Here is a 12,008-nt window from a genome sequence, read left to right on the forward strand (position 1 = left end):
TTCTATTGCGAGAAGTAACGCGCGGGCGCATAGTTCTTTTCCAATTAGGAAAAGAACTATGGAGAAGCAATGCGTGCCAGAGATCTCGGCGTGGTCATCGGGGAACACCCCACCGGCCCGGCCAACGCCATCACCGACGTCGCGGGCGTGCGGGTCGGGCACACCACCCTGCAGGACGGCGGCATCAACACCGGCGTCACCGTCGTCGTTCCCCATGACCGCATCTGGACCGAGCCGGTGTTCGCCGGTTCGCACCGCCTCAACGGCAGCGGTGAACTCACCGGCCTGGAGTGGATCCGCGAATCCGGCGAGCTCACCAGCGCGATCGGGCTGACCAACACCCACAGCGTCGGCGTCGTGCGCGACGAACTGGTGGCCGCCCAGGTCCGCGCCCGCGGCGCTGGCCTCTACTGGTCGCTGCCGGTCGTCGGCGAAACCTACGATGGCCTGCTCAACGACATCAACGGCTTTCACGTCCGTCCCGAGCACGCCCGCCAAGCGCTAGAGGAAGCGTCCACGGCACCGCCCGCCGAGGGCAACGTGGGCGGCGGCACCGGGATGATCTGCCACGGCTTCAAAGGTGGCATCGGTACCGCATCGCGCAGCACCGAGACAGCCGTCGGGCAGTACACGGTCGGGGTGCTCGTCCAGGCCAATCACGGCCGGCGGGAACGACTCCGGATCAACGGCGTGCCGGTCGGCGAACTCATCGGAGCCAGCCAGGTGCCGCTGCCGGACCTGCCCAAGCAGTACGAGCCCGGATCAGGCTCCATCATCGTCATCATCGCCACCGATGCCCCGTTACTCCCCCATCAGTGCACCCGGTTGGCGCAGCGCTCGGCACTGGCGGTGGGCCGCCTCGGCGGCACCGGCGAGCAGTACAGCGGTGACCTGATGCTCGCGTTCTCGACAGGTAACCGCGGCATCCCGCCGTATGCGTGGGACGAGGACTCCTCCACCGCACACCCGGAAGTGCCCCTTCGGATGGTCGCACCGCAGCTGATGACCCGGCTGTTCGATCTCACGATCGAGGCCACCGAGGAAGCGATCGTCAACGCGATGGTCGCCGCCACCACCATGACGGGGCACAACGGTTTCACCGCCCACGCCATCGACCACGATCTGCTGCGTCACGCCGTGCACGCCAATACCTCTGCAACCGAGGAGATCTCATGACCACTGCACCGGCCGAGACGCAGGGGCGGCGCCTCTCCGGGCGCCTGGGCCCCGTCGGTATCGTCTTCATGGTGGTCGCGGCTGCCGCCCCGCTGACCGTGATCGGCGGCAACATGCCGTTGGCGATGGGCCTGGGCAACGGCGCCGGCGCCCCCGTGGGATTCGTGATCGCCGCCCTGGTACTGCTGGTCTTCAGCATCGGCTTCGTGACCATGACGCCACACGTCCCCGAAGCTGGGGCGTTTTTCTCGTATGTGACCGTCGGCCTGGGCGAACGCACGGGCAAGGGCATCGCGGTCGTCGCGCTGATCGCCTACACCGCCATCCAGATCGGCATCTACGGCTACATCGGATGGGCCATCTCCGACACTGTCGCCCACTACCACGGCCCGGTAATCCCGTGGCCTGTCTATTCATTCAGCGTGCTGGCGATTGTTGCCGTGCTCGGCTACCGGCACATCGAGCTGAGTGCCAAGGTCCTGGGCGTGGCGTTGGCCCTTGAGATCGGCATCGTGGTCGTGCTGGACGCGGTGATGGTCGCCAACCCCAGCCCGGCCGGTGTTACTTTCACCTCCTTCGCACCCACCACCTTCACTCAGGGCACCATCGGCATCGCCATCCTGTTCGCCCTCACCGGGTTCATCGGATTCGAGGCCACCGCCGTGTTCCGTGATGAAGCCCGCGATCCCGAGCAGACCATCCCCCGCGCCACCTACGCCGCGGTGATCATTATCGGCGCGTTCTACGCCATCACGGTGTGGGCATTCGTGGTGGCCGTCGGGCCGGATCAGGTGACCGCCGTAGCGAAGAAAACCCTTGCCGGAGAGGGCAATATGCTGCTGGACACCACTGGCGACATGCTGGGCACCGTCGGCCGCGACATCGTCAACGTCCTCCTGCTGAGCAGCCTGTTCGCCTGCGTGCTGTCCTTCCACAACGTCATCGCGCGCTATCAATTCGTGTTGGCCGGCAAGGGCCTGCTGCCCGCACGGCTGGCCAATGTGCACGACCAGCACGAATCGCCGTCGTTCTCCTCGCTGGTGCAAACCGCCACCGCCGCAAGCATTGTCGCCGTGCTGGCGATCCTGGGCATCGATCCGCTGGTCGGGGTGTTCGGCTCGATGGCCGGCGTCGCAACGGTCGGCATGGTCCTACTGATGCTGACCACTTCGGTGGCAGTGCTGGTGTTCTTCCTGCGTAACCGAGAGCTTGCGACGGGCCAGTCGTGGACGACGCGCATCGCTCCGGCGTTGGCGGTGCTCGGTCTGCTGGGCAGCCTGTGGCTGGTGCTTTCGAACTTCACCCTGGTCACCGGCGGCAGCGCGACGCTCAGCACGGTCCTGGCCGCGATCCCGTTCCTCGGACTCGTCATCGGATTTGCGGCCTGGCGACCGTCGCGGGCGCTGGCTGCCGACTAGTGTCCTGAGTCGTTAATTCGTCTGCAGTAGTTGGCGATGGATTCGATGATTTGGTCGGCGGTCTTGGTCCACACGTAGGGGCGGGGGTTGTCGTTCCAGGTGTCGATCCAGGCACGGATGTCGGTGTTGAGCTGACGTACTGAGGTGTGGGTGCCGCGGCGCAGTTTCTTGGTGGTCAGTTCGGCGAACCAGCGCTCGACGAGGTTGAGCCATGAGGAGCTGGTCGGGGTGAAGTGCAGCGTGAAACGTGGATGGGCCAGCAGCCAGCGTTTGACGGCCGGGGTTTTGTGGGTCGAGGCGTTGTCGAGCACGACGTGACAATCGAGGTCTGCCGGGACATTGGCATCGATCTTTTTCAGGAACGCCAGAAACTCCTGGGACCGGTGCCGGGCATGTAAGGACCCAATGACCTTGCCCGAGGCCAGATCTAGTGCCGCATACAGGCTTGAGGTGCCGTGGCGGACGTAATCGTGGCTGGCTCGCGCTGGGGTTCCCGGCAGCATCGGGAACACCGGCTGGGTGCGGTTGAGGGCTTGGATCTGGGTTTTCTCATCCACGCACAGCACCACCGCCCGTTCGGGCGGATCCAGGTACAGGCCCACCACGTCACGGACCTTTTCCACGAACAGCGGGTCCTTGGACAGCTTCCACGAGTCCTGCTTGTGCGGCGCCAGCCCGAATGCCCGCCACACCCGCGAGACCATCGATTGCGACAGTCCGAGATGCTCGGCCATCGACCGGGTCGACCAGTGCGTGGCCTGCGGCGGAGTGGTCTCCAGGGTCGTGGTGATCAACTCCTTGATCTGCTCGTCACCGACCACCCGTGGCCGACCTGGCCGGGGCTCATCGAGCAGCCCGTCCAAGCGCAGCTCGACAAACCTGTTGCGCCACTTACGGATCGTGCCCCGATCGAGCTCTAGGCGATCAGCCAACTCCACATTGGTGCCGCCGTCGGCAGCGGCCAGCACAATCCTGGCCCGAAGCGCCAGACCCGCGGCACTGGTGCGCCGACGCGTCCAGCCCACCAACTCCGCACGCTCGTCATCGGTCAACACAATCTCGACAGCGTGGGGCGAGGGCATGACCCACCCTAACAAGAGAAGGTGAATTAACGACTCAGGACACTAGATGGCAGAACGCGCTGCCGCTCACCCTGGATCATCTCGCGCGCTTGGCCAGGGCCGCCGGATCAACGATGCTGATCACCTTGCCCCGCACATGGATCCAGCCTCGATCGACAAACGAGGCCAGAGCCTTGTTGGCTGATTCGCGGGTAGAGCCGGCGAGCTGAGCAAGTTCATTCTGGTTGAGCTGATGGTCGATGCGCAGTGTCCCGTTGTGCGATTCGCCGAATCGGTTCGCCAGGTCCAGTAGCAGGGTGGCCAGGCGCCCGGGGACGTCGTTGAACGTCTGATCGCACAGCTTGTTGTTGGTTCGGCGCAGCCGCCGCGCCAACACACGAAGCATCTGTTCGGCGGCGTGGGGTTCCTGGCGTATCCAGGACAGCAGTGCTGGACGGGTCATTGTCGCCGCGCGCACCGCCGTGATTGTGGTGACGGTGGATGTGCGCGGACCCGGATCAAGAAGGGCGAGTTCACCGAAAACATCGGAGGGCCCGAGGACGGCGATCAGGCTGTCAGAGTGTCGCGTTGTGCAGGCGACTTTCACTCGACCGGCCGTGATGATGTACAGCCGGTCGCCGGCATCCCCTTCGCGAAACACGTTGTGCCGCTGCGGAAACGACACCCAGTCAAGTTGCGTAAGCGCGGCGGCGAAAGCACCCGGGCCGACGTCTTGGAAGATGCTGGCGCGCGCCAACTCTGCGTTCATCGCGGGCCCATCCGGACCGTTGACATCGCTCTGCCGCAGTACCTATCCATCATCTCCCCCATTTGCTGCCGATAGCACCGTTCGCAATTCCCTAGGTGGACTATCAGATTTGCTGACAATTGCTGACCAGCCTACGGGTTGACGAGCCAGCGCGTCTATGCGATTGTTCGCCATATTGAGTGAAAGACCTAGCGAGCCGGGGGGCTTGGTGCTGGTCTTCGCAGGGGGATTCATACATGGTCGAGTTTGGCTTGGTGTCCCTGCGCCTCAGCGCAGGGGCAATGATGTTCGCTGTATCCGCCGCATCGGGTATATCCGGCGCGAGTGCAGCTGCTGCTGATCCGCAGCCGATGCCCGATCGGTGGACGCAGTTCGTCACCGACGACGGCTGGGTGGTGGATGTGAACACCACCAACGAGGTGATCAACCACATCGACAACCTGGCCGGGGCGTCCAACTCCTGGCAGGCGCGGGTAACGCTGCGCTCCGAAGCCCGCATCACCGGCACCGGTGGCGCGGTGATTCAGGACGCCCAACTCGAATCCGGCTACTTCGTGGGATGCCGCACCGACTCCTCCCCCGGTGTCGAAGTCGGCGCCGATATCGGCATCACGCCCTACCAGCAGATCAACGGCCAGGTCTATGGCGGCGGCTACGGCCAGGGCCAGGGCGGCGCCGGCGGTGGAGGCGGCGGCGGAGGCGGATTCGGCGGGGCCTCGGCCGGGGCCACCCTCGGGGTGCAGGAACACCTCGGTGGCTACCTCCGAGTGCTCCTCAAACCCGGTGGGCTGGCGCAAGTTCCGATGGACCGCATCAGCCTGCGCAGCATGCACGCGGTGTCGAACCTGCGGGAGCAGAACATCGAAGCCGACGGGTGCGGTGGTCAGGTGAAAATCCAGTCCTACACCACGATCCGGGTGCGTACCGACAACGGCAACGACACCCAAACCCTCTACGGCGAACCGAAGGACCTGTGAGCGTGGCACCCGCATTGCGTACAGGAAGCCAGCGACCATCAGTTGCCCGACGGGCGGCGGTCACCGCGGCGGTGCTGCTCACCATGACCAGCGTCGGTGGTGTCGCCAACGTCGCCGGCACCGCCGGCGCGGACCCCGCGGCACCGGCACCGCCCCCCGTACCGGTGCCGGTGTCACGGCCCATGCCCGAAGATCCCGCACGGGTCAATCCGATTGGCGGAGCACGGGTTTCCTCCACCACCCCGCAAGGCGAAACCGCCGGCATGGAACGGCCGCTGGCCGCTCAGGTCGAACGCGGCGCGGCGACGGTGCCGATGTGGGCCAAGGACGGCATTTTCGCCCCGACCGCGCACCCCAACCGGCAGATCGCCATCCATCTACCGGGCGAAGTCACATTGGGTCCGGCAGCCTGGCTGCCCGGCGGCGGCGCCGTCTACGGCTCGAACGATGTTGACTACCAAGTTGTCCCATACGCCGGGGGCGGGGTCGACATCACCGTGACCCGCAGAACGGTGTTCTCTGCATCGACGGTCCCCTTCGGTGTGAAGATTCCGGCAGCGACGCATCTGAGGCAAGGCAACAACGTAGTGCTGGTGGAAACCGATGCCGCACCGGGCAATCCGGCACGGGTGATCGGCACTTTCAGCATCCCGACCGCCACCGACGCCAACCAAACCCTCGTCGGCGTCACCCCCACCCTGGGCCCGGGGTTCCCGCCAGGACAGTCCAACCTCACCGTTGACCTCGGCCCGACAAGCATTTTCGCGTTCCCCGTCACCATCACCCTGTCCTACCGGGCCTCCGACGCGGCAACCACGGGCGCACCAGCCACCAACTGGGCCGGCCTGCCGCCCGGAACACCTGCTGGTGCGGTGACCCCACCGAACCCCGCCGGATATGTAACCGACCCGACCGGCGCGCACCGCCCAGACGGTGTTGACACCACCACCTACGCCCAGCGCCACTCCGGGCACTGCCAAGGCGGCCCCGACACCTACGCCAGTAGCGACGGAAGGGCGGCGAACTTCGTGGCCGCGTGCCAAACCCAACAACTTTGTCTAGCAAGCACTCCCACGCGGACATCGGTGGACTCCTGCAACGACCGGCTGCTGGCCCACATGTCGATCCAATGCGTGACCGTGTTCGGCCAAACCGGCGACGACTACGACGCCTGCGTTCGCACCGCCTCCGACGAGGTCGCCTGGGTCAAGGCCAACATGACCGGCGGACCGGGCTGACCCTGCGCCGCAATCATTCGCGCACAGATCGATCGAGCTGGAGGGGAATTCGGCAATGACGCCAATGAAGCCGCGACCGCGGTTCCACAACACCCGCTATCGGCGCGTACTGGCCATCTTCTCGATCGTTGCGCTGATGTTGTCAGCCCTCATCGCGACCACCCGCGATGAGCACGGATCAACTATCGCAGCATTACCCGGGGCGACCGCCCAGCCCAGCGTCCCCGGCGGGGGATCAGGCGGTTCGGGTGGCAACGGAAGCGGACCACCGTTCCCGATACAGCCGCCGGCGATGCCCGATGCCCCGGGGTCGTACAACGGCGGGTCCTATCCGGCCCCGTACCAGGGCAACGGAATCGACATCAACAACCCGGCCGAGCAACCCGGCCAGGCTCCCCAACAACAAGCCAACTCCCAGCAGAACAACTCCCAACAGCTGCAACCCGCCAACGGCCAACAACCGCCCGACTACGACGCGCCACCGCAACAACCGCAACAACCGCAACAACCGCAACCCAACCGCCAAGCGCCGCAGTCAGGTTCCCCGCCGACACCACAAACTCAACCCAATCAGAACCAGCCTCGAGAGCAACCTCAGCAGCAGAACCGGCGGAGCGAGCGCATTCAGAAGGCCAGCTGTTTTGAGTCCGGTGATCTGAATCCTTTCGATTCGTGCGACGACGCCAACAAGAAAACCGATCTGTACCAAAAGATGACTTCGTGTTTGGGCGACCGCCCTGGCGATGTCGTGGCGGCTGCTAATGCAGTTGACTACGGTGGCGAGATCGAGCGTTGGACGTTGACTAATACGCGGACGCTCGAAAAAACGCAAATTGCATACAAGGTGCTCTGCACCCAGGCGAGCTTCATCCACCTTGCCGAGGATCACGATCCACGGAGTGACCCAACAAACTGGTTTGTGTGTGTATCTGCCGTGTTGAATGCAAATATTGAAGAGGCGGCGAGCAATCCTGCATTGGGTTCATTCCAGTATGATTATGGCCGAGGTACCGCCGTCGTTGTGTTCGATCCGGTCACGAAGATCATTGTGACCACATATACCAAAGGACCTCGAAACGACTGGGGTGGATGCGCACGAGGAGCTCTGGCAACATGATCGGCGTGTTTCCCCATAGAGCGTTGGGACGCGCGGCCACCCTCGCTGTCGCGGTCATGTGCTTAGGTGCCGCGTGTAACGCTCCACAGCAGACGGCCGAACAATCCGCGACTCGGCCAACTACTACACAATCGGTGGCAGGTGTGAACCAGCAAGATATAGAAACCGTCATAAAGAACTACTTTTCTGCATACAACAATGCAGATATCGACGGTATGTCGAGGGTGTCTTTTGGATATGTTTTGGCGGGGATTCAAGACAAAGGCGAGGCTTACCGGAACGACATTGTGGAGAACCTAGCCAAGAAAGGTAAGGTCACAATTCTAGGGTACAGCGAATTTTCGTCGCAAAAAGATATACGTGCCAGCATTGTGGTCTCCGCGCGTCGCGATAAGGTTCTCGCCAACTTTGAGTTGCGATTCAATATGGTCAGACTCAAAAACGATTGGCGTGTCAATCAGATTGAAGAGCTTTAACCCGAGCTCCCTCAAATTTGTGTTCTCTCGCGGCAACCCGCGAACCACGAAGCGGGGCAGTGCGATCGTGACTGCTCGCATGTCAAACCCCGCTGATCACACCGTGCGTCACGATGGCAGCCGTCTCGTCGACCCACAGCTCGTCGAGTTCACTCTCCGGATGCAGGAGCATCCGTAACATCGTTGCGCCACCGATGATTTCGATGAGCCGTTCGGGTTTGACATCGGCTTGGACTTCGCCGCGCTCGATGCCGTGCTCGAGTCGGACCCGCACCACGTCGAACAGCCCATGGAAACGCGCGACGACCCGGGCGTTGAGTTCTTCGTCCGCGCTCATGTCCGCCATCAACCCGGGTAGCGCCGCTCGCACCGCGGGGCTGGTGAACACGTCGCGAGCCGCGGCGATCATGGCGCGGATGTCGCCGACGATGTCCCCCTCTGGGGTGTCCAGTGCGGTCGGGGCCGTCGGGAACGCCGCTTCGTGCACCAACTCGGCCTTGCTCGACCAGCGGCGGTACAGCGCCGTCTTCGTGGTTCCCGCCCGTTCGGCGATCGCCGCCATCGTGAGATTGGCGTAGCCGACCTCGGGCAACAGTTCGGCGGCAGCGGTCAGCACTGCCGCGTCGATCCGCGGGTCACGAGGTCGTCCAGCGCCCGAGGGCTTGTCAACCGGTTGCAGGTCTGATTTCATAACGCTACGCATCGTATCGTAATTACCTCGGGAAGGAAGGTTCAGTGCCGAACCAACCGGCGGAAGGCTCCGTCACGGTCGAAACGAACGTCGACCATATTCAGCGCTCCAGCCGCGACGTGACAACAGTTCCGGACATCCTGTCACAGTGGCTGTCCACAGTGATGGAAGACGGCATAAAGCCCGAGATCACCGTCGAGAGCGGCGTTGACTCCAACGGAATGTCCTCCGAGACAATCATTCTCACGGGCCGCTGGACCGAGGGCGGCACGCCGGTGGAGCAGAAATGGGTCGCCCGGGTCGCGCCGACCACCGAGGACGTCCCCGTCTTCTCCTCCTACCGCCTGGACCACCAGTTCGATGTCATGCGCCTCGCCGGTGAACTCACCGACGTCCCGGTCCCCCGCGTCCGCTGGCTGGAGAACACCGGAGAGGTCCTCGGCTCGCCGTTCTTCCTGATGGACTGCGTCGACGGCGTGGTTCCACCGGACGTGATGCCGTACACCTTCGGCGGCAACTGGTTCGCCGACGCCACCTCTGAACAGCAGCGCACCCTGCAGGACAGCACCGTCGAGGCCATCGCCAAGCTGCACTCGATCCCCGATGCCGAGAAGACCTTCGGTTTTCTGCAAGAGATCGACCCGCCCGGCGATACCGCATTGCGCCGCCACTTCGGCTGGCTCAAGGACTGGTACCAGTTCGCGGCGTCGGGCCTGGGCCGCTCACCGCTCGTCGAGCGCGCCCTCGGCTGGCTGGAGGAGAACTTCCCCGAAGACGCCGCGGCATCCGAATCGGTTCTGGTGTGGGGTGATTCGCGCATCGGCAACGTGATGTACACGGACTTCCGGCCGTCCGCGGTCCTGGACTGGGAGATGGCCACCGTCGGCCCGCGTGAGTTCGATGTCTCGTGGATCATCTTCGCGCACAAAGTTTTCCAGGAGCTCTGCGGCCTGGCGGGGCTCCCCGGCCTGCCGGACGTGCTGCGCGAAGACGACGTGCGCGCCACCTACAAGAGGTTCACCGGCGTCGAGGTCGGTGACCTGCACTGGTTCTACATCTACTCCGCCGTCGTCTGGTGTTGCGTGTTCATGCGCACCGGCGCCCGCCGGGTGCACTTCGGCGAGATGGAACAGCCCGAGGACCTCGAGTCGCTCTTCTACCACAAGTCTCTGCTGGAGAAGCTCCTGGAAGGAACCGCGTAAATGCTCGGCCCCATGGACGAATACCCGATCCACCAGGTCCCGCAGCCCATCGCGTGGCCCGGGTCCAGCGACCGGAACTTCTACGACCGCTGCTACTTCAACGCCCACGACCGCACCGGCGACATCTTCGTCATCACCGGAATGGGCTATTACCCCAATCTCGGGGTCAAGGACGCCTACTTCCTGGTACGCCGCGGTGACACGCAGACCGCGGTCCACCTGTCCGATGCAATCGACCAGGACCGGCTGAACCAGCACGTCGGTGGCTACCGCATCGAGGTCACTGAACCGCTGCGCAAGGTGCGCATCGTGCTCGAGGAGACCGAGGGTATCGCCGCCGACCTGACGTGGAACGGTTTGTTCGACGTCGTGCAGGAGCAGCCGCACCTCATGCGGCAGGGCAACCGGGTCACCCTCAATGCCCAGCGCTTCGCCCAATTGGGTTCCTGGAGCGGCTCTCTCGCCATCGACGGCGAGGAAATCAAGGTCAGCCCCGACACCTGGATCGGCTCGCGCGACCGCTCCTGGGGCATCCGTCCAGTCGGCGAGGCCGAGCCCGCGGGCCGCCCGGCCGACCCGCCGTTCGAGGGCATGTGGTGGCTGTACGTGCCGCTCGCGTTCGAGGAGTTCTCGCTCGTGATGATCATCCAGGAGGCCCCCGACGGCTTCCGCTCGCTCAACGACTGCACCCGCGTCTGGAAGGACGGCCGGGTCGAACAGCTGGGCTGGCCGCGAGTGAAGATTCACTACGTCTCCGGTACCCGCATCCCCACCGGGGCCACCATCGAGGCGACCGCACTGGACGGCACACCGGTCCGCTTCGACGTGGAATCCAAACTGCCCGTGCCGATTCATGTGGGCGGCGGTTACGGCGGCGACGCCGACTGGCTGCACGGCACGTGGAAGGGCGAGAAATTCACCGAACGGCTCACCTACGACATGACGGACCCCGGCATCATCGCCCGCTCCGGTTTCGGCGTCATCGACCACGTTGGCCGTGCGGTGTGCCATGAAGGCGACAAGGCGCCGGCCGAAGGCTGGGGCCTGTTCGAGCACGGCGCACTCGGCCGGCACGATCCGTCGGGCTTTCCGGACTGGCTGACCATGGCCCCCTAGTTTTGCTCGTCACGAGCAATAGCGATGTCCCCGATACAACGGCGTATCGGGGACATTCGTCTTTGGTGACGCTAGCGGGCCCACCATAAGGATGCGGCGAGGATCACCTCGACCAGGCCGTAGAACCAGTTGGGGTAGAACGACGTTCGGTCGCCGGCAACCGCCGAACACACACGTCCGAAGGCCATGCCGACCAGCGCGGCGCTCACCGCGAATACGATGCCGGTACGCACCTGCTCCGGCGCGGCGATCGCGTATCCGAGGATCGCTGCCACAGCCATCCCGAAACCGCCGTAGACCGCACGCACCTCGGCCCGAGATGCTGCTTCGCCCAGGGTGATTCCGAATGGACGCAACATCTGCGCCGGAGCCGTCAGAGCTCGCACTCCCATGCCGGCAAAGAACACCGCATTGAAGCCGACGACCACGTTGGAAGCCACTGACACCGCTTACCCCCTGACGACGACAGACCGGCAATCAGCATGACTGACGCAAGTGATGCCGTCAGGCGAACACGCTCAGAGTCGCCACATTTCGCGCTCGGTGGCGGCCTGCTCGAATGCCTTGTGCCGAAAAGTCTCCGGTTGGCGCACTTTCGCGGCCAGGTGCATCCGGGTCACGAACGCGGTGGTCAGGTCCGACCACCAGTGCATCGCGGCCGCGGCGGGTTGGTAACCAACTGAAGCAGAGTTGGTAGCCATCGCGGTATCCCTTCACGAACTCCGACAATGCTTTTGAGATCGCACATCCTCGGTGACGGGCAACGT

At 64.2% G+C, this 12,008-nt stretch carries 13 protein-coding genes; 8 read left to right on the forward strand and 5 right to left on the reverse strand.

Features of this window, described 5'->3' with window-relative positions; translation table 11 throughout:
- Positions 1-69: 69 nt before the first annotated feature.
- Positions 70-1,176 (forward strand): DmpA family aminopeptidase, encoded by a 1,107-nt coding sequence (locus tag ACWW1C_RS19235; protein WP_455979873.1) that lies wholly within the window; start codon positions 70-72, stop codon positions 1,174-1,176.
- Positions 1,173-2,594: an APC family permease gene (locus ACWW1C_RS19240; protein ID WP_455979874.1), complete on the forward strand. Its 1,422-nt coding sequence runs from the start codon at positions 1,173-1,175 to the stop codon at positions 2,592-2,594. The genes ACWW1C_RS19235 and ACWW1C_RS19240 overlap by 4 nt, the downstream gene beginning before the upstream one ends.
- Here the strand turns inward: ACWW1C_RS19240 and ACWW1C_RS19245 are convergent.
- The gene (locus tag ACWW1C_RS19245) at positions 2,591-3,676 is read right to left on the reverse strand and encodes an IS630 family transposase (protein ID WP_455979207.1); all 1,086 of its coding nucleotides are present in this window, start codon (positions 3,674-3,676) and stop codon (positions 2,591-2,593) included. The genes ACWW1C_RS19240 and ACWW1C_RS19245 overlap by 4 nt on opposite strands.
- A gap of 76 nt (positions 3,677-3,752) precedes the next feature.
- On the reverse strand, positions 3,753-4,424 hold the full coding sequence (locus ACWW1C_RS19250) for a Crp/Fnr family transcriptional regulator (protein ID WP_455979875.1): 672 nt from the start codon (positions 4,422-4,424) through the stop codon (positions 3,753-3,755).
- Between the two features lie 284 nt (positions 4,425-4,708).
- On the opposite strand from ACWW1C_RS19250, the gene ACWW1C_RS19255 reads away from it, so the two are divergent.
- The 4 genes from ACWW1C_RS19255 to ACWW1C_RS19270 all read left to right on the forward strand — a co-directional run bounded on the left by ACWW1C_RS19255 (position 4,709) and on the right by ACWW1C_RS19270 (position 8,232).
- Positions 4,709-5,401, forward strand: coding sequence for an MspA family porin (locus tag ACWW1C_RS19255; protein ID WP_455979876.1), 693 nt, complete (start codon positions 4,709-4,711; stop codon positions 5,399-5,401).
- Positions 5,402-5,484: 83 nt separating this feature from the next.
- The gene (locus ACWW1C_RS19260) at positions 5,485-6,639 is read left to right on the forward strand and encodes a hypothetical protein (RefSeq protein ID WP_455979877.1); all 1,155 of its coding nucleotides are present in this window, start codon (positions 5,485-5,487) and stop codon (positions 6,637-6,639) included.
- Between the two features lie 55 nt (positions 6,640-6,694).
- Positions 6,695-7,756 (forward strand): hypothetical protein, encoded by a 1,062-nt coding sequence (locus tag ACWW1C_RS19265; RefSeq protein ID WP_455979878.1) that lies wholly within the window; start codon positions 6,695-6,697, stop codon positions 7,754-7,756.
- Positions 7,753-8,232, forward strand: a complete 480-nt coding sequence (locus tag ACWW1C_RS19270; protein ID WP_455979879.1) for a hypothetical protein — start codon at positions 7,753-7,755, stop codon at positions 8,230-8,232. The genes ACWW1C_RS19265 and ACWW1C_RS19270 overlap by 4 nt, the downstream gene beginning before the upstream one ends.
- An 82-nt stretch (positions 8,233-8,314) precedes the next feature.
- Here ACWW1C_RS19270 and ACWW1C_RS19275 read toward each other — a convergent pair whose 3' ends face one another.
- Entirely contained in the window at positions 8,315-8,923 is a 609-nt protein-coding gene (locus ACWW1C_RS19275; RefSeq protein WP_455979880.1) for a TetR/AcrR family transcriptional regulator, read from the reverse strand.
- Positions 8,924-8,967: 44 nt separating this feature from the next.
- Here ACWW1C_RS19275 and ACWW1C_RS19280 point away from each other — a divergent pair, with 44 nt between their 5' ends.
- Both ACWW1C_RS19280 and ACWW1C_RS19285 read left to right on the forward strand, forming a co-directional pair.
- Positions 8,968-10,125, forward strand: coding sequence for a phosphotransferase family protein (locus tag ACWW1C_RS19280; protein ID WP_455979882.1), 1,158 nt, complete (start codon positions 8,968-8,970; stop codon positions 10,123-10,125).
- Complete coding sequence (locus ACWW1C_RS19285) at positions 10,126-11,241, forward strand: hypothetical protein (RefSeq protein ID WP_455979883.1); 1,116 nt, start codon at positions 10,126-10,128, stop codon at positions 11,239-11,241. It begins immediately after the preceding gene.
- A 71-nt stretch (positions 11,242-11,312) separates the two neighbouring features.
- On the opposite strand, the gene ACWW1C_RS19290 is transcribed toward ACWW1C_RS19285, so the two are convergent.
- Positions 11,313-11,633: a DUF4345 family protein gene (locus ACWW1C_RS19290; protein ID WP_455984359.1), complete on the reverse strand. Its 321-nt coding sequence runs from the start codon at positions 11,631-11,633 to the stop codon at positions 11,313-11,315.
- A gap of 126 nt (positions 11,634-11,759) precedes the next feature.
- Positions 11,760-11,942 (reverse strand): hypothetical protein, encoded by a 183-nt coding sequence (locus tag ACWW1C_RS19295; RefSeq protein WP_455979884.1) that lies wholly within the window; start codon positions 11,940-11,942, stop codon positions 11,760-11,762.
- Between the last annotated feature and the right edge of the window lie 66 nt (positions 11,943-12,008).

The organism is Mycobacterium sp. HM-7 (assembly GCF_053852335.1).